At 67.5% G+C, this 26,570-nt stretch carries 25 protein-coding genes; 17 read left to right on the plus strand and 8 right to left on the minus strand.

All coding sequences use genetic code 11. The features are described 5' to 3' along the window. The first annotated feature begins 41 nt into the window (after window positions 1-41). From radC to Q0263_RS09025, 4 genes are all read left to right on the plus strand, one after another. Window positions 42-719: a DNA repair protein RadC gene (gene radC / locus Q0263_RS09010; protein WP_298015446.1), complete on the plus strand. Its 678-nt coding sequence runs from the start codon at window positions 42-44 to the stop codon at window positions 717-719. A gap of 142 nt (window positions 720-861) precedes the next feature. After that, on the plus strand, window positions 862-1,122 hold the full coding sequence (locus tag Q0263_RS09015; protein WP_298015447.1) for a type B 50S ribosomal protein L31: 261 nt from the start codon (window positions 862-864) through the stop codon (window positions 1,120-1,122). Between the two features lie 234 nt (window positions 1,123-1,356). Next, window positions 1,357-3,111, plus strand: coding sequence for a glycosyltransferase (locus tag Q0263_RS09020; RefSeq protein ID WP_298015448.1), 1,755 nt, complete (start codon window positions 1,357-1,359; stop codon window positions 3,109-3,111). A 26-nt stretch (window positions 3,112-3,137) separates the two neighbouring features. Then, window positions 3,138-4,547, plus strand: a complete 1,410-nt coding sequence (locus tag Q0263_RS09025) for an MATE family efflux transporter (RefSeq protein WP_298015449.1) — start codon at window positions 3,138-3,140, stop codon at window positions 4,545-4,547. On the opposite strand, the gene Q0263_RS09030 is transcribed toward Q0263_RS09025, so the two are convergent. The 4 genes from Q0263_RS09030 to Q0263_RS09045 form a co-directional block, all read right to left on the minus strand. Continuing rightward, on the minus strand, window positions 4,544-5,830 hold the full coding sequence (locus Q0263_RS09030) for a glycine betaine/L-proline ABC transporter ATP-binding protein (RefSeq protein WP_298015450.1): 1,287 nt from the start codon (window positions 5,828-5,830) through the stop codon (window positions 4,544-4,546). The two genes, Q0263_RS09025 and Q0263_RS09030, sit on opposite strands and share 4 nt — an antisense overlap. 1 nt (window position 5,831) lies before the next feature. After that, a complete protein-coding gene (locus Q0263_RS09035; RefSeq protein WP_298015451.1) occupies window positions 5,832-6,686 on the minus strand; it encodes a proline/glycine betaine ABC transporter permease in 855 nt (284 codons plus the stop codon). Window positions 6,687-6,696: 10 nt separating this feature from the next. After that, window positions 6,697-7,752 carry an ABC transporter substrate-binding protein gene (locus tag Q0263_RS09040; protein WP_298015452.1) on the minus strand — a complete coding sequence of 352 codons (1,056 nt, stop codon included), beginning with the start codon at window positions 7,750-7,752 and terminating at the stop codon, window positions 6,697-6,699. 322 nt (window positions 7,753-8,074) lie between these two features. Beyond that, the gene (locus Q0263_RS09045; protein ID WP_298015453.1) at window positions 8,075-9,334 is read right to left on the minus strand and encodes a class I SAM-dependent methyltransferase; all 1,260 of its coding nucleotides are present in this window, start codon (window positions 9,332-9,334) and stop codon (window positions 8,075-8,077) included. Window positions 9,335-9,438: 104 nt separating this feature from the next. Between Q0263_RS09045 and Q0263_RS09050 the strand changes: the two genes are divergently transcribed. The 13 genes from Q0263_RS09050 to Q0263_RS09110 all read left to right on the plus strand — a co-directional run bounded on the left by Q0263_RS09050 (window position 9,439) and on the right by Q0263_RS09110 (window position 22,044). Next, window positions 9,439-10,638, plus strand: a complete 1,200-nt coding sequence (locus Q0263_RS09050) for a Bcr/CflA family multidrug efflux MFS transporter (protein ID WP_298015686.1) — start codon at window positions 9,439-9,441, stop codon at window positions 10,636-10,638. A 63-nt stretch (window positions 10,639-10,701) separates the two neighbouring features. Further along, window positions 10,702-10,938: a 50S ribosomal protein L28 gene (gene rpmB / locus Q0263_RS09055; RefSeq protein ID WP_066453342.1), complete on the plus strand. Its 237-nt coding sequence runs from the start codon at window positions 10,702-10,704 to the stop codon at window positions 10,936-10,938. A 19-nt stretch (window positions 10,939-10,957) separates the two neighbouring features. Further along, a complete protein-coding gene (gene rpmG, locus Q0263_RS09060; RefSeq protein ID WP_094854780.1) occupies window positions 10,958-11,125 on the plus strand; it encodes a 50S ribosomal protein L33 in 168 nt (55 codons plus the stop codon). A gap of 146 nt (window positions 11,126-11,271) precedes the next feature. Next, the gene (gene leuS, locus Q0263_RS09065; protein ID WP_298015454.1) at window positions 11,272-13,923 is read left to right on the plus strand and encodes a leucine--tRNA ligase; all 2,652 of its coding nucleotides are present in this window, start codon (window positions 11,272-11,274) and stop codon (window positions 13,921-13,923) included. A 5-nt stretch (window positions 13,924-13,928) separates the two neighbouring features. Next, a complete protein-coding gene (gene lptE / locus Q0263_RS09070; RefSeq protein ID WP_298015455.1) occupies window positions 13,929-14,561 on the plus strand; it encodes an LPS assembly lipoprotein LptE in 633 nt (210 codons plus the stop codon). A 3-nt stretch (window positions 14,562-14,564) separates the two neighbouring features. Next, window positions 14,565-15,611, plus strand: coding sequence for a DNA polymerase III subunit delta (gene holA, locus Q0263_RS09075; protein ID WP_298015456.1), 1,047 nt, complete (start codon window positions 14,565-14,567; stop codon window positions 15,609-15,611). 25 nt (window positions 15,612-15,636) lie between these two features. Further along, window positions 15,637-16,905, plus strand: coding sequence for a glutamate-5-semialdehyde dehydrogenase (locus Q0263_RS09080; RefSeq protein WP_298015457.1), 1,269 nt, complete (start codon window positions 15,637-15,639; stop codon window positions 16,903-16,905). Window position 16,906: 1 nt separating this feature from the next. Then, window positions 16,907-17,323, plus strand: coding sequence for a CopD family protein (locus tag Q0263_RS09085; RefSeq protein ID WP_298015458.1), 417 nt, complete (start codon window positions 16,907-16,909; stop codon window positions 17,321-17,323). A gap of 5 nt (window positions 17,324-17,328) precedes the next feature. Beyond that, the gene (locus Q0263_RS09090) at window positions 17,329-19,050 is read left to right on the plus strand and encodes a THUMP domain-containing protein (RefSeq protein ID WP_298015459.1); all 1,722 of its coding nucleotides are present in this window, start codon (window positions 17,329-17,331) and stop codon (window positions 19,048-19,050) included. Window positions 19,051-19,193: 143 nt separating this feature from the next. Continuing rightward, a complete protein-coding gene (locus Q0263_RS09095; protein WP_298015460.1) occupies window positions 19,194-19,382 on the plus strand; it encodes a hypothetical protein in 189 nt (62 codons plus the stop codon). 142 nt (window positions 19,383-19,524) lie between these two features. Next, window positions 19,525-20,043 (plus strand): RDD family protein, encoded by a 519-nt coding sequence (locus Q0263_RS09100; protein WP_298015687.1) that lies wholly within the window; start codon window positions 19,525-19,527, stop codon window positions 20,041-20,043. After that, entirely contained in the window at window positions 20,040-20,972 is a 933-nt protein-coding gene (locus Q0263_RS09105) for an Hsp33 family molecular chaperone HslO (RefSeq protein WP_298015461.1), read from the plus strand. The genes Q0263_RS09100 and Q0263_RS09105 overlap by 4 nt, the downstream gene beginning before the upstream one ends. 175 nt (window positions 20,973-21,147) lie before the next feature. Further along, window positions 21,148-22,044 (plus strand): hypothetical protein, encoded by an 897-nt coding sequence (locus tag Q0263_RS09110; protein ID WP_298015462.1) that lies wholly within the window; start codon window positions 21,148-21,150, stop codon window positions 22,042-22,044. A gap of 4 nt (window positions 22,045-22,048) precedes the next feature. Here the strand turns inward: Q0263_RS09110 and ftsB are convergent, their stop codons facing one another. The 4 genes from ftsB to Q0263_RS09130 all read right to left on the minus strand — a co-directional run bounded on the left by ftsB (window position 22,049) and on the right by Q0263_RS09130 (window position 26,303). After that, complete coding sequence (gene ftsB, locus Q0263_RS09115) at window positions 22,049-22,336, minus strand: cell division protein FtsB (protein ID WP_298015463.1); 288 nt, start codon at window positions 22,334-22,336, stop codon at window positions 22,049-22,051. A gap of 8 nt (window positions 22,337-22,344) precedes the next feature. Next, window positions 22,345-23,631 (minus strand): phosphopyruvate hydratase, encoded by a 1,287-nt coding sequence (gene eno / locus Q0263_RS09120; RefSeq protein WP_298015464.1) that lies wholly within the window; start codon window positions 23,629-23,631, stop codon window positions 22,345-22,347. A gap of 154 nt (window positions 23,632-23,785) precedes the next feature. After that, window positions 23,786-24,637 (minus strand): 3-deoxy-8-phosphooctulonate synthase, encoded by an 852-nt coding sequence (gene kdsA, locus Q0263_RS09125; protein ID WP_298015465.1) that lies wholly within the window; start codon window positions 24,635-24,637, stop codon window positions 23,786-23,788. 4 nt (window positions 24,638-24,641) lie between these two features. Then, window positions 24,642-26,303: a CTP synthase gene (locus Q0263_RS09130; protein WP_298015466.1), complete on the minus strand. Its 1,662-nt coding sequence runs from the start codon at window positions 26,301-26,303 to the stop codon at window positions 24,642-24,644. Window positions 26,304-26,570: the final 267 nt, after the last annotated feature.

Consider the following 26,570-nt stretch of genomic DNA (forward strand, 5'->3'; position numbering starts at 1 on the left):
CCGTGAAAAATCAGTCAAACCTCTCTATTTTAAGGCCTATCATGCCACAACACAGCCTATCCCCCTTCGGCGAGCGTCCCCGCGAACGTCTGCTGCGGCATGGCGCGCAGGCCCTGACGTCCGCCGAGCTGCTGGCGGTGCTGCTGCGCACTGGTACGCGCGGACGCGGCGCCGTGGACATGGGGCGCGACCTGATCGCGCATTTCGGCGGGCTGCGGCGCCTGCTGTCGGCCGAAAGCGATGCCCTGCTGGCCTTTCCCGGCCTGGGCGCGGCCAAGACCTGCGAACTGCTGGCCGTGCAGGAACTGGGCCGCCGGGCGCTGGAGGAACCCCTGCGCAACGGCCGGGCCCTGAGCCAGCCCGAACGGGTCAAGCAGTTCTGCGCCATGCGGCTGGCCCACCTGCGGGTGGAACACTGCATCGCCCTGTTCCTGGACACCCAGCTGCAGCTGATCGATTGCGCGGACGTCGCGCGGGGCACGCTGTCGCACGCGTCCGTCTATCCGCGCGAGGTCGCCCGGGCGGCCCTGGCCCACCACGCCGCCGCCCTGATCCTGGCGCATAATCACCCGTCGGGACTGGCGGAGCCCAGCCCGGCCGACATCACCCTGACCCGGCAGCTGAAGCAGGCCCTGGCGCTGGTGGACGTGCGCCTGCTGGACCATCTGATCGTAGGCGCGACCGAGGTGACGTCCTTGGCCGAACGGGGTCAGATATGATAGAATTTCTGGCTAACCTTGGATACGTTGCCAGGATTTTGACGCGGATGCCTGCGCCCATGCCGCTTTATGCGGGCCTGGGGCTTGCGGGGATTTCACGTCCATCCGGCTGGCGACCCCTAATAAACTTACGGATTTCACCATGAAAGAAGGCATCCACCCCGAATACCGCGAGGTCGTGTTTCTGGATCTGCAGACCGGCAACAAGTTCATTTCGCGTTCTTCCCTGGCTTCCCGGGAAACCACCGAAATCGACGGCAAGTCCTACCCGCTCTTCAAGTGCGACGTGACGTCCGAATCGCACCCCTTCTACACCGGCGCCCAGACCCGCATCGTGGAAACGGGCCGCGTGGAAAAGTTCCGCGCCCGCTTCGCCCGCACCGCCGGCACGGTCAAGAAATAAGGCCCCCACGCTGCGCGGGCTTTGCCCGCTTGCTGCCCCCCGAGGGGGCGTTTTTGCCTTGGGGCGGCCCGGCGGCAAAAACATGCTAAGTCACATTGTCTCTCAGAGACGGCTTCTGCCCCGAAAACGCCCGTAGCGACTCAGCCAGCACAGCACAGCGATCTCCGAAAAGGCAGCCGCCAGGCTGCCTTTTTCATTTAACATGGGCCCAACCCCTTCCCTGTGACCGAGCCAGTGCGCACTGAAGAACCGCGATCCACGCCTGCCCGGCTGACCGCCACGGCGGCGGCCAAACTGCCCCGCCTGTTTCTGCTGACGGTCGGGCTGGTCTACATTCTGGCCGGCCTGTTCTATCGCGACCCCTGGAAAACCGACGACGTCACCGGCCTGGCCACGATGCTGACCGCCCTCTCGGGCCTGGACCACGCCTGGCTGCTGCCCCAGGTCGGCCAGCTGGCCCAGGCGCAGGACGGACCGCTGGTCACCTGGGTCGGCGCCGCCTTCATCTGGGCGCTGCGCCCGGCGCTGGAACTGTTCTTCAGCCCCCTGAACGCCGCCATCATCGCCTCGCGGCTGCCCAACATCCTGTGGTTCGCCATCCTCACCAGTTCCCTGTGGTACGGCACGTACCTGCTGGGGCGGCGCGCCGAAGCCCAGCCCCTGGCACTGCCCTTCGGCGGGGAACCCGCCGAGCGCGACTACGGCCGCATGCTGGCCGACGCCGCGCTGCTGCTCATCGTGGCGACGGTGGGCATCATCTGGCGCATGCACGAAACCTCGGAAGTGCCGGCCGTGATCGCCTTCCAGGCCCTGGCCTTCTACGCCGTCGCGCGGATGCTGGACCATCCCGTGTCCGGCGCCATCACGCTGGGCGTGGCGGCGGGCGCCGCCTTCCTGGCGCGCGGCTGGCTGGGCTGCCTGCCGCTGATGCTGGCCGCCCCGATCGTCTTCATCCCCCGGGGTCCGCTGGCGGATGCCCGCAAATGGCTGGTCGTCAGCGCGCTGATCGCGGCCAGCCTGATCCTGCTGTGGTGGATCCCCGCCCGCGCCTTCGGCCCGTACTGGACCGACAACTGGCTGATCTGGACCGGCCGTTCCTTCGACTGGCCCAGCGCCCGGTCCTGGCTGAACATCGCGCGCGACCTGCCCTGGTTCCTCTGGCCGACCTGGCCGCTGGCCCTGCTGGCGCTGTGGCGCTGGCGCGGCTGGTTCGCCGCCCCCCACATCCGCATTCCGCTGGGTTTCGCCCTGGCGGCCCTGGCGGTGCTGCTGGCCAGCAGCGACCCGTTCGAACCCGAATACAGCACGCTGGCCGTGCCCTGCGCCATCCTGGCCGCCTTCGCGCTGCCCACCCTGCGGCGCGGGGTGGTCAACACCCTGGACTGGTTCGCCGTCATGTGCTTTTCCCTGACGGCGGCCACCGTCTGGCTGGGCTGGATCGCCCTGCAGACCGGCTGGCCGGCGCAGATCGCCGCCAACATCGCCCGCCAGACCCGGGGCTTCGACGTCCACATCGCCTGGCCGGCGACCCTGATCGCCGCCCTGGGCACGCTGGCCTGGATCGCCCTGGTGCGCTGGCGCCTGCGCAACCATCCGGCGGGCCTCTGGCGCGGCACCGCCCTGTCGGCGGGCGGCCTGCTGACCACCTGGCTGCTGCTGGCCACGCTGTGGATGCCGGCCCTGGACTACGTGCGCAGCTACCGCGACGTCTCGGCGTCGCTGGCGCACGCCCTGGCCCGCGACCAGCGCCCCGGCGAATGCATCCGCACCCAGGGGCTGGGCAGCGGCCAACGCGCCTCCTTCCTGGTGTTCAACGACATCAGGCTGTCCTTCGACGGGGACTGCCCGTTGCTGCTGCGCCAGCTGGACATGCACAGCCCCGAGGCCGCCGAAATGTCGCGTCCGGGCTATGACATTCTCTGGGAAGGCCGGCGCGGCCCCGACCGGCACGAGATGTTCCGCCTGGTCCGGGTGAGGCCGGGCTCCTGACCGTCGATCAGTTCCCTTTCGAAGCCATGTCTCCCCCTACTTCGGCGACGGCCGCCCCGTGGCGGACCATTCTGCAGCAATCCTGGCCCATCCTGGTCAGCGCCTGGGCCGGCATCGTCTTCGCCGTCCTGGACACGGCCATGGTCGGCCATACCGACGCCATCGACCTGCAGGCGATGGCGCTGGGCGCGTCCATCTACATCACGGTCTTCGTCGGCCTGATGGGCGTGATCCACGCGCTCATCCCCATCATCGCCCAGCATTTCGGCGCGGGGCGCCTGGACCAGGCCGGCCACGCCTGGGGGCAAGGGGTCTGGCTGGCCCTGGCGCTGTCCCTGCTGGGAGGCGCCAGCCTGCTGTTCCCGGACACCTGGCTGATGCTGTCCGGCAGCATCGAACCCGCGGTGCGCGAGCGCATCGCCGGCTACCTGATCGCCCTGGCGCTGGCCCTGCCCTCGGCGCTGCTGTTTCGCACCATCTACGCCATGGCCACCGCGATCTCGCAGACGCGCGGCGTGATGATGATCAACCTGGGCAGCGTCGCCTTCAAGCTGCTGTTCAACACCTGGTTCATCTTCGGCGGCCTGGGCCTCGAACCCATGGGCGCGGTGGGGGCCGGCGCGGCCACCCTGGTGGTGGACTGGATGATGCTGGCCGCGGGCTTCTGGATGATCCGGCGCCAGCCCGCCTTCCAGGCGCTGCGGCCCCGCGTGAGCCGTCCGCGCTGGCAGGACCAGAAGGAATTGCTGCGCCTGGGCCTGCCCATGGGCGGCTCCTACCTGATCGAGGTCTGCGCCTTCAGTTTCATGGCCCTGCTGGTCGCCCGCGACGGGCTCTATGCCAGCGGCGCCCAGCAGATCCTGGCCAACCTGATCGCCCTGTGCTACATGCTGCCCATGTCGCTCAGCCTCTCGACCTCCTCTCTGACCGCCCAGGCCGTCGGCGCGCACCAGCTGGCCGCCGCCCGGCGCACCGGATTGCACGGCATCACCCTGGTGCTCCTGGGCGCGGTCCTGACCAACCTGATCCTGATCACCGCCCAGGGACCGATCGTGCGTCTGTACACCGACGACCTGCAGGTCGCCGTCATCGCCCTGACGCTGCTGCAGATCGCCCCCTGGTTCCATTTCTGGGACGCCATGCACTGCATCGGCGCCTACGTGCTGCGGGCCTACAAGATCGCCATGGTGCCGCTGATCCTGCAGATCACGGCGCTGACGGGTCTGGGGCTGGTGGGGGGATGGTGGCTGGGATACGGGCCGCGGGCCGGCGCCCTGGCGCCGGTCGCCGCCTGGTTCATGCCCGGCGCGCCCGTGGGCGCCGCCACGATGTGGATCATGGCCATGGCGGGGCTGGCGTTGACGGCGCTGCTGCTGTTCGCCTGGTACGGCCACGTGCTGCATCGCCAGGGCCGGGCCGGCCGCGCAGGCCGCTAGGCCGCGCGGGCTCCGTGCCGGTCCTTGGCGTCGGCGGCGGACGCGGCGCGCGGCGGCCGATCCGGGCTTTCTTCGGCCGGGCCGGAAGCGCCGGATTCCGGCTCGGAGGCGGTCCCCGGCGTCACCAGTTCGACGACCTTGCTGCGCGACAGCACCCCGATGAACTCGCCCTGCTCGCCCGTCACGGCCACGGGTTCGGGCGTGCGCAGCAGCTGGGCCAGCACTTCGTCCAGGCCGGCGGACGCCGGCACCGAAGCCATGTCGCTAAGGTAGCGGGAGATATCGCGGGCGCCGTCCCTCACGGCCCGCTCGGCATCGGCGCGGACCAGCACGCCGGCCAGGCGCTTGCCGTCCAGCACGGCCGCATACTCATAGCCGCGCGCGGCGAGCCGTTCCAGCGCGTGGACCGGTTTGCTGCGCATGGTCAGCGTCAAGGGGCGCTCGTTGCACGCGTGCGAGGCATTCAGGACCTTGCCCCGGTTGACGTCCTGAAGGAAGGACTCGATGTAGTCGTTGGCCGGCGACAGCAGGATGTCCTCGGGCGTGCCTTCCTGGATCAGCTCGCCGTCCTTCAGGATGGCGATGCGGTTGCCCAGGCGCAGGGCCTCGTCCAGATCGTGCGTGATGAAGACGATGGTCTTGTTCAGCCTGGCCTGCAGGGCCAGCAACTGATCCTGCATTTCGTGGCGGATCAGGGGGTCCAGCGCGGAAAAGGCCTCATCCATCAGCAGGATCTCGGCATCGGTGGCCAGCGCCCTGGCCAGGCCGACGCGCTGCTGCATGCCGCCCGACAGCTGGTGCGGATACTGGGCTTCGAAACCGGCCAGGCCGACCTGCTCCAGCCAGTGCAGGGCGCGTTCGTTGCGCTCGGCGCGGCGCACGCCCTGCACGGCCAGGCCGTAGGCGGCGTTGTCCAGCACCGTGCGGTGCGGCAGCAGGCCGAAGCGCTGGAACACCATGCTCATCTTCTGCTGGCGGAAACGTTCCAGTTCCCTGGGCTTCAGGCCCACCACATCCACGCCGTCCACCAGGATCTGCCCTGCGCTGGGTTCGATCAGGCGGTTGAAATGGCGGATCAGCGTGGACTTGCCGGATCCCGACAGGCCCATGATGACGTGGATGTCGCCTTCCTTGATGGACAGGCTGATGTCGCGCAGGCCCAGGGTGTGGCCGCTGCGTTCCAGCAGGGCTTCTTTGGACAGGCCGTCCCGGGCGGCCTGCAGCCAGCGGTCCGGATGCGGGCCGAAGATCTTGTAGATGTTGCGGACTTCGATCTTGCTCATGTCAGGCCCTCCGGGCTTGTTGCCGTTGGCCGAACTGCTGCGTGATCCGGTCGAAAATGATGGCCAGCACCACGATGCCCAGGCCCGCCAGCAGCCCCCGGCCCACCTGCAGGCGGTTGATGCCCTGCAGCACCTCGTAGCCCAGGCCGCGCACCCCGATCATGGACGCGATCACGACCATGGCCAGCGCCATCATGGTGGTCTGGTTGATGCCCGCCATGATGTTGGGCATGGCCAGCGGCAGTTGCACGCCGAACAGCTGGCGGGCGCGGCTGGCGCCGAAGGAGCGGGACGCTTCGAGCACTTCCGCGTCCACCAGCCGGATGCCCAGGTCGGTCAGGCGGATGACGGGCGGCACGGCGTAGATCACGGTGGCGAACAGCGCCGCCAGCTTGCCCAGGTTGAACAGCATCACCACCGGAATCAGGTAGACGAAGCTGGGCATGGTCTGCATGACGTCCAGCACCGGCAGCATGACGGTGCGCACCCAGCGAAAGCTCGCCATGGCGATGCCCACGGGAATGCCGATCACCACGGAAAAAATGACGGCGACCAGCATCAGGGACAGCGTCTGCATGGACGCCTCCCACAGGCCGATGGCTCCCAGCAGGCACAACAGGGCGCCCATGGCCAGGCTGAAGCGCCATTTGCGGCTGCCCAGCCAGGCGATCCCCATGACGACGATCACGATGGCCCACCAGGGGGAATGGCGCAGCAGGTTGTCGGCCCAGATCAGCAGATCCAGCAGAGGCTGGGTGATGGCTCGCAGCACGTCGGAATACTGCGTGACCAGCCCATTGACGAAATCGTCGATGGGCCGCTGCAGTTCCCGGGCTGAAATCAGTTCAGGAAACATGGACGCCCCCTTACAAGGCGGCCTTGACCCGTTCCGTCACGTCGGCAGGCAGCCACTGGGTCCAGACGTCCTGCTTGCTCTTCAGGAACCACATCGCGGTCGGCTGGGGCTCGGCCTCGTTCTCTTCCATGTAGGCCATGGTCTGGTTCATGTCGTCCAGGGGCACCTTGACCTTGGACAGGAAGGCCGTCAACTTGGGCGCCTGCTCGGTGAACTTGGTCGTCACCGCGGTGAACACCGGGTTTTCCGGATAGTCGGACGCCTGCGGCTTTTCGCAATTGGGGTCGGTCAGGCACTTCTGCTTGGCCGCGTCATAGGGCGGCAGTTCCAGCTTGACCAGATCCATGGAGCCGACCAGCGGCGTCGGGTACCAGTAGTAGAAGACGACGTTTTCCTTGCGCTTGTAGGCGGCCGTCAGGGCGGCCTTCTGCGTGGCGCCGGTGCCGGGCGAGAACAGGGTGAAGGTCTTGCCCAGGTCCAGGGCCTTGAACAGGTTCGTGCTGACGACTTCGCAGCCCCAGCCCGCCGGACAGCCGTAGAAACGGCCCTTGGAGGGTTCTTCGGGATCCTTGAAGTCCTTCCAGTACTTGGGCAGGTCGGCGGCCTTTTTCAGTTCCGGCAGGCGCTCGGCCGTGTATTTCGGGATGAACCAGGCTTCGCCGCCCATGTAGATGTCGCCGATGCGCTTGACCTTGCCCGAGGCCTCGGCCTTGTTCCAGGGTTCCAGGGTGCTGTTCAGCCAGATCTCGCTGTTGATGTCCAGGTCGCCGCGCTGCAGGGCGGCCAGCGCCGGCAGGGTTTCCGTGGGCAGGACTTCCGAATCGCAGCCGTAGCCATGCTTGGCGATGAAGCGCTCGACTTCCACGAGCACCAGGTTGGATTCCCAGTTCATGCCGCCGAAGCGCATGGGGCGGTCCAGTTCGCACTGCGGCGCATCGGCCGCCTGGGCGGCCGTCGGCACGACCGACAGACCGGCCAGCGCAGCCGTCAGGGCCAGGCCCAGAACGGATTTCGACCAACGGGGGGACAGAGTCGCTTGGCGCGACGAAGACAGGGAGATAGACATTGAAGCCTCCTTTGGGTTACGGAGACGCCGGACGCAAAACCGCTTGCGCATCAGACGCCATAGCTTAGGGGAGGGTGTGCGGAAGACGGTGAGGACCGCCAATACATACCAGCACTGCCGGTGCCAGGCACCGAGGACAGTCGAAGGCGAAGCACCTGGGACAGGCGTTCGCTGCGAACAGAATTGAAATTCAATAAAACAGCAGAAACGTTATTTTACACGCAGGATGACAGAAAATAAACCCCTTTACCGCTGGCAAGACGATTACCCCCTGCGGAAAGGCCATTTCCGCAGGGGGTAATCGACCGTTTTGGCGGCGATCTCAGCGCTGCGCGTAGATGTAATCCCGGCGCCAGGGATAGGCCAGATCCGACGGGTAATCCAGTTCGTCCGAACGGCCCGACGGCTGGCGCTGGGCAAGGATCTGGTGCAGGGCGATCCAGCCGTGCTCGAAGCCCATGGCGCAGCCCGCCAGGTACATGCGGTAGGCCCGCAACGAACGTTCCCCCTGGGGCGTGTTCAGAATGGCCCTGGCCTCGTCCAGCTTGGCCTCCAGCGCATCGCTCCAGGCCCACAGGGTGCGGGCGTAATGCGGCCGGATGTTTTCGACGTCCAGGTCTTCGAGACCCGCTTCGGCCATGGTCTGCATCACGTAATGGATGTGGGACAGCTCCCCGCCGGGAAAGATGAACTTTTCGATGAAGTCCCCCATGCCCGCGCCCAGTTCGGTGTTGCTGATGCCTCCGGCCGTGATGCCGTGGTTCATGATCAGGCCGCCGGGACGCACCAAGCGACGCAGCTTGCTGAAATAGCCGATCAGTTGCGCGCGACCGACGTGTTCGAACATGCCGACGGAGGAAATCTTGTCGTATGGCTGCGACTCATCGAGCTTGCGATAGTCCAGCAGTTCCATGCGCACCCGACCGCTCAGGCCCTTTTCCTGGATCAGATGATTGACGTAGGCGTGCTGGTTGTGGGACAGGGTGATGCCGGTCACATCGACGTCGTAGTGTTCGGCGGCCCACAGCATCAGCCCCCCCCAGCCGCCGCCCACGTCCAGGAAGCGCTCGCCGGACTTCAGCGCCAGCTTGCGGCAGATGTGGTCCAGCTTCGCTTCCTGGGCCTGCGCCACGGTCATGCCAGGCTCGCGGTAGTAAGCGCAGGAATAGACCCGGCGCGGATCCAGCCACAGGGCATAGAAATCGTCGGACAGGTCGTAGTGGAATTCGATCTGCCGCGCATCGCGGTCTTCAGAATGGCGCCAGACGGACACCAGGCGCCGCACCAGGCTGGTCAGCCAGCCCAGCTGCGCCGCATCCACCGGTGAACCCGGCAGGATTCCGGCGGCCAGTCGCATCAGGTCTCGCATGGAACCGTCGAAATCGAATTTTCCATCGACGTAGTCCTCGCCCAGCGCGCCGACTTCTCCCGCCGCGAAATGCGCCAGGACGGAAGGATCCCGGATCATGAAATGCAGTTGCGCGTCGGCGGGACCGATTTTCTCGCCATCCGGCAACGTCATGGACACCGGAATGGACAAAGACCCAAGCTTGTTCTCGATGATGGATGCGATTGCAGTCAACAGAGCCTCCCTGAGTTCACGAATGGACCTTGTTATAGTAGCGCCAAACACGCTCTCTTCAAGCCTCTCCGCTGTTCCACATGCCCCGCAAAACCCCCGCCCTGATGCCTTCCTGGCTGGTGCTCATGGGCGCCCTGGCCGCTCTGGGTCCGGTCGCCATCGACATGTACCTGCCGGCCTTCGGCGCCATGGCCCGCGACCTGAACACGACTCAGGGCCTGGTCGAACGCACCCTGGCCAGCTATCTGCTGGGCCTGGCCGTGGCGCAGCTGGCCTACGGCCCGCTGGCCGACCGCTATGGCCGGAAACTGCCGCTGCTGGTCGGGCTGGCCCTGTTTTCCATCGCCTCGCTGGCCTGCGCCCTGAGCAACGACATCGACCACCTGATGCTCTGGCGCATCGTCCAGGCCTTCGGCGGCGCCGCCGGCATGGTGGTGCCCCGGGCCGTGATCCGCGATCACCTGGACACCCGCGAAGCCGCCCAGGCCCTGTCCCTGCTGATGCTGGTCATGGGGGTCATGCCCATCCTGGCGCCGCTGCTGGGCGGCCAGGCCGTGACCTTGGGGTCCTGGCGCACCGTGTTCTACATGATGGCCCTGGCGGGCGCCGGCCTGTGGCTGGCGGTGCTGCGCAACATGCGCGAATCCCTGCCGGACGAACGGCGCACGCCGCTGGCGGTCGGCACCATCCTGGCGAATTTCCGCCTGCTGCTGACGCACCGGGGCTTCATGGGCTACGCCCTGGCGGGCGGCCTGGGGTCGGCGGGCATGTTCGCCTACATCTCGGGCTCGCCCCTGGTCTTCATCCAGATCTACGGCATCGACCCGCGCTGGTTCGGCCTGGTGTTCGGCCTGAACGCGGCGTCGCTGATCCTGGCCGCGCAGCTGAGCGCCCGCCTGCTGAACCGCCACCGGCCGCTGGATCTGCTGCTCCGGTCCCAGTTCACCCTGGTCCTGATGACGGCCGCCGCCCTGGTCCTGACCCTGGGGGGCTGGATCAACCTGCCTTTGCTGATGCTGTGCCTGATGGGCTTCATGGCGAGCCAGGGCTTCGTCGGCCCGAACTCGGCGGCCCTGGCGCTGGCCGAACAGGGCCCGCGCCTGGGCACGGCTTCGGCGCTGATGGGCGCCCTGCAGATGTTCTGCGGCGCGCTGTCCGGCTTTCTCGTCAGCCTGTGGCATACTGACAGCCCCCTGCCCCTGACGGCGGTGCTGGCCGCCTGCGCGGCGCTGTCGTGGCTGTCCAGCCGCGTGGCCATCAGGCGCGCGCCGCCCGGCGCACGGCAAAAGACAGATGCAGCTTGATTCGAAAGCCATTTCCAGTATAGAATGCTAGGCTTTCCTGATATAGATTACAGAGGTGAGACCATGGCACGCGTATGCCAAGTAACCGGCAAAGGCCCGATGGTGGGCAACAACGTTTCGCACGCGAACAACAAGACCAAGCGTCGTTTCCTGCCCAACCTGCAATCGCGCCGGTTCTGGGTTGAATCCGAAAACCGCTGGGTGCGCCTGCGCGTATCCACCAAGGCCCTGCGCACCATCGACAAGAACGGCATCGATTCCGTCCTGGCCGACCTGCGTGCCCGTGGCGAACTGGCCTGATCGGCCCTAGGAGCACATCATGGCAAAAGGTATCCGCGAAAAAATCAAGCTGGAATCCACGGCTGGCACCGGTCACTTCTACACGACCACGAAGAACAAGCGCAACATGCCGGAAAAGATGCTGATCAAGAAATTTGATCCGGTCGCGCGCAAGCACGTCGAATACAAGGAAACCAAGCTGAAATAATCCGGGGCGCCTCTCCCGGACCGTCTCACCGGTTTCGCAGAATCCCCGCCTTCGCGCGGGGATTTTTTTTGCCTGTTTTCCCCCGCGACCGGCAGCCATCTATAATGGTCAGCTTGGCCCATATCTCCAATTACCCAGACAGATCCATGCAGGAACGCTACATCCCGAACCAGGTCGAATCCGAAGCCCAGGCCCATTGGCGCGAAGGCGACGTCTACCGCGTCACCGAACACGCCGTCAACGCCGACGGATCCCCCAAGCCCAAGTTCTACGCCTGCTCGATGCTGCCCTATCCCAGCGGCAAGCTGCACATGGGTCACGTGCGCAACTACACCATCAACGACATGATGACCCGGCAGCTGCGCATGCGCGGGTACAACGTGCTGATGCCCATGGGCTGGGACGCCTTCGGCATGCCGGCGGAAAACGCCGCCATGAAATCCGGCGTGCCGCCCGCCAAATGGACCTACGACAACATCGCCTACATGAAAAAGCAGATGCAGGCGATGGGGCTGGCCATCGACTGGTCGCGCGAAATGTGCGCCTGCGACCCGTCGTACTACAAATGGAACCAGTGGCTGTTCCTGAAGATGCTGGAAAAAGGCATCGCCTACCGCAAGACGCAGGTCGTCAACTGGGATCCGGTCGACCAGACCGTGCTGGCCAACGAACAGGTCATCGACGGACGCGGCTGGCGCTCCGGCGCCCCGGTCGAAAAGCGCGAGATCCCCGGCTACTACCTGCGCATCACCGACTACGCGGACGAACTGCTGGGCACCCTGGAAGACGGCCTGCCCGGCTGGCCCGAACGCGTGCGCCTGATGCAGGAAAACTGGATCGGCAAGAGCGAGGGCGTGCGCTTCGCCTTCCGCCACGACATCCGCGACGACGCCGGCCAGCTGATCCAGGACGGCCTGCTGCATGTCTTCACCACCCGCGCCGACACCATCATGGGCGTCACGTTCTGCGCGGTGGCTCCGGAACACCCGCTGGCCGCCCGCGCGGCCCGGGACAACCCCGAACTGACCGCCTTCATCGAGGCCTGCCGCCAGGGCGGCACCACCGAGGCCGAACTGGCCACCCGCGAAAAAGAAGGCCTGCCCACGGGCCTGTCCGTCACGCACCCGCTCACGGGCGAACCCGTCCCCGTCTGGGTCGGCAATTACGTGCTGATGAGCTACGGCGACGGCGCCGTCATGGGCGTGCCCGCGCACGACGAACGCGACTTCGCCTTCGCCCGCAAATACGGCCTGCCCATCCGCCAGGTGATCGAGGCGCACGGCCAGACCTGGTCCGACGCCGCCTGGCAGGACTGGTACGGCGACAAGCAGGTCGGCCGCACGGTCAATTCCGGCAAGTTCGACGGCCTGAACACGGCCCAGGCCATCCAGGCCGTGGCCGCCGACCTCCAGGCCATGGGCCTGGGCGAACTGCGCACGACCTGGCGCCTGCGCGACTGGGGCATTTCCCGCCAGCGCTACTGGGGCACGCCCATCCCCATCATCCACTGCGCCGACTGCGGCCCCGTGCCGGTCCCCGAAAAAGACCTGCCGGTGATCCTGCCCGAAGACCTGGTGCCCGACGGCAGCGGCAACCCGCTGGCCAGGCACGAAGGCTTCCTGTCGTGCCATTGCCCGTCCTGCGGCAAGCCCGCGCGGCGCGAAACCGACACCATGGACACCTTCATCGATTCGTCCTGGTATTTCATGCGCTACACCTCGCCCGGCAACGACCAGGCCATGGTGGACGCCCGCAACGATTACTGGATGCCGATGGACCAGTACATCGGCGGCATCGAGCACGCCGTGCTGCACCTGCTGTACGCGCGCTTCTGGACGCGCGTCATGCGCGACCTGGACATGCTGAAGTTTTCCGAGCCCTTCACGAAGCTGCTGTGCCAGGGCATGGTGCTCAACCACATCTATTCGCGCAAGAACGCGCGGGGCGGCATCGAGTACTTCTGGCCCGAGCAGGTGGAAAACATCACCGACGACAAAGGCGCCATCATCGGCGCCCGCCTGAAATCGGATGGATCGACCATCGATTACGGCGGCATCGGCACCATGTCCAAGTCCAAGAACAACGGGGTGGATCCGCAATCCCTGATCGACGGACTGGGCGCGGACACGGCCCGCCTGTTCGTCATGTTCGCCAGCCCGCCGGAACAGACCCTGGAATGGTCGGACTCCGGCGTGGACGGCGCCAACCGCTTCCTGCGCCGCCTGTGGGCCTTTTGCCAGTCGCAGCAGGACGCCCTGCGCGGCCACCTGAACCCGCCGACCGACTGGTCCGGGCTGGACGACGCCGCCGCCGCGCTGCGGCGCGCCGTCCACGGGTTGCTGAAGCAGGCGGACTACGACTACCAACGCATCCAGTACAACACGGTGGTGTCCACCGCCATGAAGATGCTCAACACCCTGGAATCCGCCGCCCAGGCGGGGACGGGCGGCCCGGCGCTGGCGGAAACCACGTCGATCCTGCTGCGCGTGCTGTACCCGGTGGTGCCGCACATCACCTGGCAGCTGTGGCGCGACCTGGGCTTCGCCGGCCAGCACGGCGATCTGCTGGACGCGCCCTGGCCGACGGTGGACGAAGCCGCCCTGCGGGCCGACACGATCGAACTGGTGCTGCAGGTCAACGGCAAGGTCCGCGGCCAGCTCGGCGTTCCGCAGGAAGCCGACAAGGCCGCCATCGAAGCCCTGGCCCGCACCCACGAAGCCGTCGAGCGCTTCCTGGAAGGCCGCGCCCCCAAGCGGGTGGTGGTGGTCCCCGGGCGCCTGGTCAACGTCGTCGGATGAGCGCCATGGTCCTCTTCACTGCCTTCGCACGCCGCCTGCGCCTGACGCTGGGGCTGGCCTGCCTGCTGGCGCTGGGCGCCTGCGGCTTCCACCTGAAGGGGGCCACCCCGCTGCCCTTCCACAGCATCTACACGAACATCAACCTGGACACCTCTTTCGGCGCCCGGCTGCAGCGCACCATCCAGGCGAACTCGCCCGACACGCGCTTCGCCAGGGAACGCTCGCAGGCCGACGTCTATCTGCACCAGATTTCCGTACGCCAGAACCTGCGCCAGCTGTCGATCGACGCCGAAGGCCGGGTCGAGGAATACGAACTGAACCTTGACTTCACCTTCCAGCTGCTCGACAAGGCCGGCCACGTCCTGCTGGCGCCCACCACGCTGCACAGCACCCGCGAACTGCCCTACAACGACCGGATCGTCCAGGCCAAGGAAAGCGAAATCACCCGCACGTTCAGGGACATGCGCGACAGCCTGATCGACCAGATTCTGCGCCGCATCAGCGCTCCCGAAGTCCAGGAAGCCTACCGCGACGCGGCGGACCGCCCGATCGTCTCGGTTCCCGACGGCGGCGCCCAGCCCGACGAAGAGGTCAACCCGATCGACAGGCCAAGCAACATCAACGGCATGCCCTACTGATCCATGTCCAGCCGAGCGCCCGACGCCGATCAGATCATTGCGCAGTTCGCGTCCGGGCGCGATCTGCCGCCCTGCACCGTCCTGTCGGGCGACGAGATCCTGCTGCTCACCGAGGCGGCCGACGCCTACCGCGCCGCCGCCACCCGCCTGGGCTGCAGCGAACGCACGCATCTGGTGATGGACGCCCGCAGCGACTGGAGCGCGGCGCTGATGGCCGCCCGCAATACGTCCCTGTTCGGCGACCTGCGCATGGTCGAAATCAGCCTGCCGACCGGCAAGCCCGGCAAGACGGGCGCGGATACCCTGCAGTCGCTGGCCGACATGGCCGCCCAGGGCCAGCTGCCCGACGTCCGCATGCTGATCCGCCTGCCGGCGCTGGACTGGACGACGCAAAAGGCCAAATGGGTCCAGGCCCTGAAGAAACAGGCGACGTGGATCGACGTGCCGACCATCCCGCGCGCCGGGCTGCCCCGGTGGATCGCCGCCCGCCTGGCCCGCCAGGATCACACGGCCGACGCCGACACCCTGGCCTGGCTCAGCGACAAGGTCGAGGGCAATCTGCTGGCGGCCCACCAGGAAATCCAGAAACTCGCGCTGCTCCACCCCGCCGGGCCGCTGACCCTGGACCAGGTGCAGGCTGCCGTGCTGAACGTGGCCCGCTACAATCTCTATGATCTGCGCGATGCCATGCTGGCCGGCCAGGCCGATCGCGCGCTGACCGTGCTCGGCGGCCTGCGGGCCGAAGGCGAGGCCCTGCCGCTGGTCCTGTGGGCCGTGGGCGAGGAAATCCGCATCCTGACCCGCGCCAGCGCCGACGCCAACCCGGACGGCGTCTTGCGGGCCTACCGCATTTTCGGCCCGCGCGAACGGCTGGTCCGCCAGGCGCTGCAGCGCGTGCCGGCCCGCGCCTGGCCGCCGGCTCTGCGCCACGCCCACGAAGTCGACCGGCTGATCAAGGGCATCCCGGTGCCCGGCCGGCTGCAGGACCCCTGGGACGAGCTGGCCCGGCTCGTCCTGCGCATCGCCAGCGCCGGCGCCCGCCGCGCCTGATCCGCGAATTTTTGACCGAACCGCCATGAACGCACCCGAATCCGTTTTGTCCCCGCTCGAAATCCTGGGCCGCCAGGCCCGCCAGGCCGCCCGGCGGATGCGCACCGCATCCAGCGCGGCGAAATCCGCCGCCCTGCTGGCCATGGCCGAGCAGCTGCAAAGCCGCCGCGCCTGGCTGCAGGCGGAAAACGAACGCGACCTGCGGGCGGCCGCCAAGCGCGGCCTGGAAGCGCCGCTGATGGACCGCCTGCGCCTGTCGGACAAGGCCCTGGACACCATGGCGGCCGGGCTGGCGCAGATCGCCGCCATGCCCGACCCGATCGGCGGCCTGAGCGAAACCACCCTGCGCCCCAACGGCATGCGGGTAGCCCGCATGCGGGTGCCGCTGGGGGTCATCGGCATCATCTACGAATCGCGGCCGAACGTCACCATCGACGCCGCCGCGCTGTGCCTGAAATCGGGCAACGCCACCATCCTGCGCGGCGGCAGCGAGGCCTTCCATTCCAACCAGGCGCTGGGCGGCATCATCCAGGCCGGCCTGCAGGCCGCCGGCCTGCCGCCCCAGGCCGTGCAGGTGGTGGACACCACCGACCGCGCCGCCGTGGGCGAAATGGTCACGCTGACCGACTACATCGACGTCATCATCCCGCGCGGCGGCAAAAGCCTGATCGCCCGGCTGTCGGCCGAATCCCGCGTGCCGCTGATCAAGCACCTGGAAGGCAACTGCCATCTCTATGTGGACCGCGCCGCCGACCCGGATCGCGCCCTGGACATCGCCATCAACGCCAAGACCTACCGCACCGGCATCTGCGGCGCCATGGAAACCCTGCTGGTGCACGCCGACATCGCCGCATCGTGGCTGCCCCGCGCCGCGGCCCGCTTCACCGAGCTGGGCGTGGAACTGCGGGCCTGCCCCCGCGCGGCCGCCCTGATGCCCGGATCCGTCCCCGCCACGGACGAGGACTGGGCCACGGAATTCCTCGCCCCCATCCTGGCGGTGCGCGTGGTCGACTCCCTGGACGACGCCATGGATCACATCGCCCGCTACAGTTCCGAACACACCGAATCCATCGTCACCGAAGACCTGGCGGCGGCCCAGCGCTTCCAGCGCGAAGTCGATTCCAGTTCCGTCTACGTGAACCTGCCCACCTGCTTCGCCGACGGCTTCGAGTACGGCCTGGGAGCGGAGATCGGCATCTCCACCAACCGCCTGCACGCGCGCGGCCCCGTCGGCCTGGAAGGCCTGACCATCCAGAAATGGGTGCTGACCGGCGAAGGCCAGCTGCGGGGCTGACATGCTGTGGGTCAAGGCCTTTCACATCCTGTTCGTGGTGTCCTGGTTCGCAGGCCTGTTCTACCTGCCGCGCATCTACGTCAACCTGGCGCAGTCCGAGGACCCGGCCACCCGCGCCACCCTGCTGGGCATGGCCGAACGCCTGTACCGCTTCATGACGCCGCTGGGCGTCCTGGCCCTGGTCCTGGGCGCCATTCTGTGGCTGGGCTACGGCATCGGCCAGGGACAGGGCTGGATGCACGCAAAATTGGCGGGCGTGCTGGGCCTGGCCGTCTTCCACCTGGCCTGCCGGCGGCACCTGCAGGCCTTCGCCGCAGAGGCCAACCGCCACGGCCATCGGTACTTCCGCTGGTTCAATGAGATCCCGGTGCTGCTGTTGCTGCTGATCCTGATCCTGGTGGTCGTCAAACCCTTTTGAATGCCATGAACGATTCCACCTCCCGCAAGACCCTGAGCCTGAAGCCGAAAGCCGGCGCCGCCAGCCCCGAGACCGCCGACGGCGAACGCCGGAAACGATCCGGCGCCCGCGCCCGCCAGGCCGCCATGCAGGAACGCGCCCAGCATGCCCGGGGCGAGGCTCCCGCCCCGGAAGCCCCGGAGGCGCGCTCGTCCGAACGCAGGCCCGCCCGGCCCGCGGCGCGGGATGAACGCCCGGGCGCGCCTCGCGCCGAACGGGCCGGACGGGGCGAGCGCACCGAAAAGACCGACCGCGCCGGACGACCCGGACGACCCGGACGACCCGAACGCGCCGTGCGCCTCGGACAATCCGAACGACCCAATCGCGCGGAGCGCGGGCGACCGGCCGGCGACCGGCCGGTCCGCGCGCGCGACGCGGATCGACGGGGGCCGGCGGACCGGCCATCCAGGCCGCGCCAGGAATCCGGCAGACTGCGTGAACCGGAAACCGTTGCCGCAGCCGCCCGCCCGTTCCCGGACGAGGACGCGGACGCCCACCCCCGCATCCAGCGCCGTCCGCGCACGCCTCGCACCCCTCGCGTGGCCGAAACCTTCCACGTCTTCGCCCCCTGCCCGCACGGCCTCGAAGAGGCCCTGTCCCTGGAACTGCTGGCCCTGGGCTACGAGAACGTGACGGCGGGCCGCGCCGGCTGCCGCTTCCAGGCCGACTGGACGGGCATCCTGCGGGCGAACCTGTATTCCCGCCTGGCGACCCGCATCCTGGTGCAGGTCGCCCAGGCCGACGTCCACACGGAAGACGACATCCTGGAACTGGCCCGCCGGACCGAATGGGAACGCTGGTTCGGTCCCGACGATTCCCTACGCGTCGATACCTCGGCCATCCACAGCCCCATGCGCAGCCTGCAATACTGCAATCTGCGGGCCAAGGACGGGATCTGCGACCGGCTGCGCGAACGCGAAGGCGCCCGCCCCGACATCGACACGGTGCGGCCCGACGCCCGCGTCCACCTGTTCCTGGACGAGCGGCAGGCCACCCTGTATCTGGACGTCTCCGGAGAATCGCTGTTCAAGCGCGGCTGGCGGCTGGACAAGGGCGAAGCTCCCCTGCGCGAGAACCTGGCGGCCGGGCTGCTGGCGCTGTCGGGCTGGGCGCCCGATGCGCCGCTGCTGGACCCTTTCTGCGGCAGCGGCACCATCCTGATCGAAGCCGCCTGGATCGCCCTGGGCGTGCCGCCCGGCATCTGGCGGCCCTTCGGTTTCGAGCGGCTGCGCCCGCACGACGCGCGGCTGTGGCGCAACCTGAAGGAAGACGCCCGAGCGCACATCGCCCCCCGGCTGGAGCAGCCCCTGGTGGGCGGCGACGTCAACCCCGCGGCCATCGAGGCGGCCCGCGCCAACATCGACCGCGCCCACCTGAGCCCGGACACCATCCGCTTCGAAGTCTGCGACGCCCGCCGGCTGCCGCCGCCCGCCGATGCCGGCTGGATCGTCACCAACCCGCCCTACGGCGAACGCCTGGGCGACCACGACGCCGAGCTGTGGCCGCAATGGGCCACCCAGCTGAAGCAGCACTACGGCGGCTGGCAGCTGAACATCATCACCAGCGACCTGGACCTGCCCGGCCAGCTGCGCCTGAAAGCCCGGCGCCGCCACCCCCTGCACAACGGGGCCCTGGACTGCCGCCTGTTCCAGTTCGATCTGGTGTCGGCCGGCTACCGGGACCGCTGAGGATCGGCAAGGCGACAGGCGGGATCTCTTTTTGGCAACACTCCTTCCGGAGGGTCGAAACCGGCGCTTGCATTTTGACTAGGGAAAACCCTATAATAGGGTTAACCCGAGCGAAACGCTCTTACCACGCCAAGAGGCCTGCCATGAAGAACCTGAACAATGTCGATATCCGCCTGACCGACGCCCTGGAACGCCAACTGCTGGCCGAAGCCATCGAAGCGCAACAGGAATACGCTCTGGATCGCGCCCTGTCGCAGCTGTTCCGCAAGGTTGCCGGCTTCTTCAAGGCTCCCGAAGGCCGCATGCACCACTCGGTGCGCACCGCCCACTGAGCGAATCTCCGGCTCCGGGTTTCGCCGCAAGGCCGCCTGATTCAGGCGGCCTTTCTCTTGCCCGCAATCCGCCCGCGCCCGACGAGCCGTCGCCATGGCCGCGGCATGGGATAATGGCGTGCTTCCCAGTCCACCCGCCGCCATGCCAGCCACCGCCACCCTGCCCGCCGTTCCCCTCGCCCCTTCCCGCCTGCGCCGCTTCGCCTGCATGATGTACGAGGGCGTGCTGCTGTTCGGGGTCGTCTTCCTGGCCGGGTATCTGTTCGACACCCTGACGCAAAGCCGCAGCGGCCTGATGCTGCGCCATTCCCGCCAGGTGTTCCTGTTCCTGGCCATGGGGGTGTACTTCCTGGCCTGCTGGCGGCGCGGCGGCCAGACCCTGCCCATGAAGACCTGGGACATCCGCCTGACCGACCGGGGCGGCCAGCCGCTGCGCGGCTCGCGCATGGCGCTGCGCTACGTGCTGCTGTGGCCGCTGCCGCTCCTGACCGCGCTGCTGATCGGCGCCCTGTCCCGGGCGATCGGCTGGCCCTCGCTGGACCTGCTGATCGTGGCCGCCCCTTTCTCAATTTTCATCTGGACCTGGTTCGACCCGCAGCAGCAATTCCTGCACGACCGCCTGCTGGGCACCGAACTGCATGACCTAAGACTGCCCACATGAGCGATTTCCTGAAGAAATACCTGACTGCCGACCACAGCACCCGCATCCAGACCCTACGCCTGGAAGAAGCCTGGCGCACCGGCCTGGCCCACCAGGACCTGCCGCCGCTGATCGTCGGCCTGCTCGGCGAGCTGGCCGCCGCGGCCGTCCTGCTGGCCGGCAACATCAAGTTCGACGGGTCGGTGGTCCTGCAGCTGCAGGGTAACGGCCCCGTGCGGCTGATCATGGTGGAATGCACCGCCGCGCTGGAACTGCGCGCCACGGCGCACCTGCGGGAATCCGCCGTCGTGCCCGAGGCCGCCACGCTGCAGTCCCTGCTGAATGCCGATGGCCAGGGCCGCTTCACCGTGCTGCTGGATCCCGCCGGGCGCCAGGAAGGCGCCACGCCCTACCAGGGCATCGTCCCCCTGGAAGGCGACACCGTGGCCGCCACGCTGGAACACTACATGAAGCATTCCGAACAACTGGACACCCGTCTGTGGCTGGCCGCCGACGACCGTCATTGCGCGGGACTGCTGCTGCAGCGCATGCCGGGGCGGACCGCCGCCGACGGCACACCCATCCCGGCCGACACGGCCGAGGCCACCTGGACGCACTGCCAGGCCCTGGCGGACACGCTGAAGCCCGCGGAACTGCTGGCCGACGCGCCCGACGCGCTGATCCGCAAACTGTTCTGGGAAGACGACCTGCTGGCCTTCCCCGACCAGCCGGTCCGCTGGCATTGCCCCTGCAACCGCCAGCGCGTGGCCGACATGCTGCGCAGCCTGGGGCAAGCCGAAGTCGACTCCATCCTGGCCGAACAGGGGCGCGTGCACATCGCCTGCAACTTCTGCGGCAAGCCCTACGATTTCGACGCCGTGGACTGCGCCGGCCTGTTTCTGGACACGCCCGAACAGCGGCCGGCGCCCGGGTCCGATTCCATCCACTGACAAGGCCCCGCACGCGCTTTTGCCATAGCGGAGCTTCCCGACTACCCGGCGCGGCCGGGCGGCCCCATACTGCCTCGCACTTCCCGGCACACACGAGAGGCAGCGGGCCATGGCGTTCTCAGACACAGCGCATCCGTTTCATGCGGGCGGCCCATCCGCGCAACGCGGCGCGGGCATGGCGGGGTTTCTCGCCGTCCTCGCCCCCATCCTGGGCCTGGGGCTGGGCGGCATCGAACTGGCGCACTGGATGAATCTGCGCCAGACCCTCAGCCTGGCGCTGATGGACGCCGCCCGCGCGGGCATCACTCGCCAGGCCAGCCCCCAAGCCATCGCCGACGCCTTCGAACAGGGCCTGCGCGCAATCTACATCCGGCCGGCCGCGCAAACCCGGGCGCTGCAGGTCCGGCGCCACGCCCTGGGCATCCCCTGGCAGATCCGCATCCGGCAGCCCGGCCCCGCGGCCTTTCTGGACCACGCCGACGCGGCGCTTCCCGTTCCGCGCGCTCATCCGGCGCAGGCCCTGATCCGCAACGACTACCAGGCCGCGCAGCACGCGCGACGGCTCCGGCAGGGCTGGCCCGAGGGACGCGGGCCGCAATCGGGCCTGACGATCTTCGAAGCCAATACCTTGCTGATGGATCTCTGGTGGCCGCAAGCCCCCCTGGCGCCCGGGGTATCGGCCGTCGTCCGGGCCCTGGCGCCCCTGCATGGCGACCCCATCGGGCGGCGGATGATGGAAAAGGGCTACCTGCCATTCCGCCGCCGCATTCGCCTGGGGATGCAGTCCCACCCGGCCTCCTGGCCGGACCTGCCCGACGGGCGCGTCGTCCACGGAGGGCCGGCGACCGTCCCCGGGTCCGCCCCGCCGGACGTCCCGGCCGGCATGCCCGCCGACGGCGCAAGCGCGCCTTCCGGCTCCTCCGGCGCCCAGGCGCCAGGCGAAACGACGCCCGAGACAGGGCAGGCGCCCCCTGCGGATCCATCGGATACGGAATGGGAAATGGAAAAGCCGGACGCGACGGCGCCCGGCCAGGACACAACAGGCGGCACGCCGGAGGCCTGCGCGCCTTGAACCGCTACTGCCCGCCGGGTGTGCGCGGCAGGATCTGGACGAAATATTCGCCTTCGCGGATCATGTTCAGTTCGCCGCGGGCGCGTTCCTCGACGGCGGAAATCCCGGTCTTCAGATCCTGGACTTCCGCCTGCAAGGCATTGTTGCGGGCCATCAGCGCCTGATTGTTGTCGGTTTCCTGCTGCACTTGCGCCTGCAGGTCCTGAACCCGCAGCCAGCCGCCCTTGCCCCACCACAAAGGATACTGGGTGGCCAGCGTCAGGACCAGCAAGGCCAGGCTGAGCAGGCGCATGGTCGTGGTCAGCGCAGGTTGTAGAAGGCCGACGCGCCCGGATAGGCGGCGACTTCCGCCAGCTCTTCCTCGATGCGCAGCAGCTGGTTGTATTTGGCCATGCGGTCGGAACGCGACAGGGAGCCGGTCTTGATCTGCATGGCGTTGGTGGCCACGGCGATGTCGGCGATGGTGGAATCTTCGGTTTCGCCGGAACGGTGCGAGATCACGGCGGTGTAGCCGGCGCGCTTGGCCATTTCGATGGCGGCGAAGGTTTCGGTCAGCGTGCCGATCTGGTTGATCTTGATCAGGATCGAATTGGCGATGCCTTGGTCGATGCCTTTCTTCAGGATCTTGGTGTTGGTGACGAACAGGTCGTCGCCCACCAGCTGGACCTTGCGGCCCAGCTGTTCGGTCAGGATGCGCCAGCCGTCCCAGTCGTCTTCGGCCATGCCGTCTTCGATGGTGATGATCGGGTATTTGTCGCACCAGGACGCCAGCAGATTGGCGAAGTCCTGGGAATTCAGGGCGATGCCGCCTTCGCCGGCCAGGTGGTACTTGCCGTCGCGGTAGAACTCCGAGCTGGCGCAATCCAGGCCCAGCACGATCTGGGAACCGGCTTCGTAGCCGGCTTCGCCGATGGCCTTCAGGATCAGTTCGATGGCCGCTTCGTGGTTGGCGACGTTGGGGGCGAAGCCGCCTTCGTCACCCACGGCCGTGGACATGCCCTGGCCGCCGATGATCTTCTTCAGGGAATGGAAGACTTCCGCGCCCATGCGCAGGGCTTCGCGGAAGCTGGTCGCACCCACCGGCAGGATCATGAATTCCTGCAGGTCCAGGGTGTTGTTGGCGTGCGCCCCGCCGTTGATGACGTTCATCATGGGCACGGGCATCTGCATGGGGCCGCTGCCGCCGAAATAGCGATACAGCGACAGGCCGGCGTCGTCGGCGGCCGCCTTGGCGACGGCCATGCTGGCGGCCAGGATCGCATTGGCGCCCAGGCGGCTTTTGTCGTCCGTGCCGTCCAGGTCGATCAGGGTGCGGTCGATGAAGGTCTGTTCCTGGGCGTCCAGGCCCATCAGGGCCTCGGAGATCTCGGTATTGACGTGTTCCACCGCCCGCAGCACGCCCTTGCCCAGATAGCGGGACTTGTCGCCGTCGCGCAGCTCGATGGCTTCGCGGGAACCGGTCGACGCCCCCGACGGCACCGCCGCGCGGCCCATGGCGCCGGATTCCAGCAAGACGTCGCATTCCACGGTGGGGTTGCCGCGCGAATCCAGAATTTCGCGCCCGATGATGTCTACGATTGCACTCATGGTATGACCGTCCTGCCTGTTTGGGGTGGGTGGGTGAAAAGGAAACCCCGCTATTGTAGCGGGGGATGCCGAAGGTCAGTCTACTTCGGAAAACCGCGCCTGTGGGCCATGAGCCCCATACCGGAGGTATGCACTGCGCAGATCGGGGCGGCGGCTACAGCGCCAGATCCAGCGCCCCGCCCTGCTTCACGCAGCGATCCAGCGCCGCCAGGGTGTCCAGCAGCGCGCGCATCTTGCCCAGCGGCACGGCATTGGGACCGTCAGACAGGGCCTTTTCGGGATTCGGATGGGTTTCCATGAACACCCCGGCCACGCCCACCGCCACGGCGGCGCGCGCCAGCACGGGAACGAATTCACGCTGCCCGCCGGAACTGGTGCCCTGACCGCCGGGCAGCTGCACCGAATGGGTGGCATCGAACACCACCGGGCAGTGCGTGTCGCGCATGATGGCCAGGGAGCGCATGTCCGACACCAGGTTGTGATAGCCGAACGATGCGCCGCGTTCGCACACCAGGATGTTCTGGCCGTCGCCGCCCGCCTGGATGGCGGCGTCGCGGGCCTTGGCCACGACCTGCTTCATGTCTTCAGGCGCCAGGAACTGCCCTTTCTTGATGTTGACGGGCTTGAGCGTCGCGGCGCAGGCCTGGATGAAATCCGTCTGGCGGCACAGGAAGGCGGGCGTCTGCAGCACGTCCACGACCGAGGCGACCTCGCGGGCCTGGCCGGTTTCGTGCACGTCGGTCAGCACCGGCACGCCCAGCTGCTTGCGCACGTCTTCCAGGATCTTCAGGCCCTCGTCCATGCCGGGCCCCCGGAACGAAGCCCCCGAACTGCGGTTGGCCTTGTCGAAGGAGCTTTTGTAGATGAAGGGGATGCCCAGCGCCCGCGTCATTTCCTGCAGGATGCCGGCGGTCTCAAAGGCCAGTTCGCGCGATTCGATCACGCAGGGTCCGGCGATCAGGAACAGCGGCTGATCCAGGCCCGCTTGGAAATGACACAGTTGCATGGTTCTACCCCTTGACGCTCAGGCTGGTCCGGCTTTTCTGATAAGCCAGCGCAGCCTGGATGTAGCTGGTGAACAGCGGATGGCCGTCGCGCGGCGTGGACGTGAATTCCGGGTGGAACTGCACTCCCATGAACCACGGATGGCTGGGGATCTCCATGATTTCCGGCAGGTTTTCCGTGGGCGTGCGGGCGCTGATGACCAGGCCGGCTTCTTCCAGGCGGTTCACGTAGACGTTGTTGACTTCGTAGCGGTGGCGGTGGCGTTCGTTGACTTCCGCCCCGTAGATGTCGAAGGCCCGCGTGCCGGGCTTGACCGGGCAGCGCTGGGCGCCCTTGCGCATGGTGCCGCCCAGGTCGGACGCGGCATCGCGCTTTTCGATCCTGCCTTCGCGGTCCTGCCATTCAGTGATCAGGGCCACCACCGGGTGGGAGGCGGACGGATCGAATTCGGTGCTGTTGGCCCCGCCCAGGCCGGCCACATGGCGGGCGAATTCCACCACGGCCAGCTGCATGCCCAGGCAGATGCCCAGGTAGGGGATGCCGTTTTCGCGGGCGTACTGGATGGCCTTGATCTTGCCTTCCGTGCCGCGCTTGCCGAAGCCGCCCGGCACCAGGATGGCGTCCAGGCCCGCCAGGCAGCCGGTGCCCCGGGTTTCGATTTCCTCGGAATCCAGGTATTCGATGTGCACCCGCGAATGCGTGTGGATGCCCGCATGCACCAGGGCTTCGGACAGGGATTTGTAGGATTCGGTCAGGTCGACGTATTTGCCGACCATGCCGATGGTGATGGACTCGCTGGGGTTTTCCAGATCGCGCACCAGGCGGTCCCAGACGGTCAGGTCGGCGGGCGGCGGCGTGATGGCCAGCGCGTCGCACACCAGGCTGTCCAGGCCCTGCTCGTGCAGCATGGCCGGGATCTTGTAGATGGAATCCGCGTCCCAGACCGAAATCACCGCGTCCAGGGGCACATTGGAAAACAGGGAGATCTTCGCCCGCTCGTCGTCCGGCACAGGACGGTCGGCGCGGCACAGCAGCGCATTGGGATAGATGCCGATTTCACGCAGCTTCTGCACCGAGTGCTGGGTGGGCTTGGTCTTGAGTTCGCCCGCCGAGGCGATGTAGGGCACCAGCGTCAGGTGCACGAAGGCGCACTGGTTGCGGCCCAGGCGCAGGCTCATCTGGCGCACGGCCTCCAGGAAAGGCAGCGATTCGATGTCGCCCACCGTGCCGCCGATCTCGACGATGGCCACGTCGGCCTGGCCGTTGTAGGCGGCTTTCGCGCCCCGCGCGACGAAATCCTGGATTTCATTGGTGATGTGGGGAATGACCTGCACGGTCTTGCCCAGGTAATCGCCCCGCCGTTCCTTGCGCAGCACGGATTCGTAGATCTGGCCGGTCGTGAAGTTGTTGACCTTGTGCATGCGGGCCGACACGAAGCGTTCGTAGTGGCCCAGATCCAGGTCGGTCTCGGCGCCGTCCTCGGTGACGAAAACCTCGCCGTGCTGAAAGGGGCTCATGGTGCCCGGATCCACGTTGATGTAGGGATCCAGCTTCAGCATCGTGACCCGCAGCCCGCGGGATTCCAGGATCGCGGCCAGGGAGGCCGCAGCAATGCCCTTGCCCAGGGAGGAGACGACTCCCCCTGTGACGAATACGTATTTGGTCATTTCATAGGTGCCCGGTGTGGACGGGCGCAGCGGGAAATCGAGATTATAACCGCTCCGCCGGGGCCGTCAGGAGGCCTGCGGCGGCACCGTTGCCGATCAATCACATAGGCCAGATTGGCGAAGGACAAAGCCCGGCAGGCGATGCCGGCCGCGCTTCCGGTACGCCCCGAAGGCGAGGATCATCGCCCGCTCCCGGATCAACGGCGAAAGACGGCGGAGACCGGCGTTAGAATCGCCAAGGCCGTTTCTTCGACGAACGGTCCCCGA

The sequence above is a fragment of the uncultured Castellaniella sp. genome, from assembly GCF_937988725.1.
Classification (GTDB): Bacteria; Pseudomonadota; Gammaproteobacteria; order Burkholderiales; family Burkholderiaceae_B; genus Castellaniella.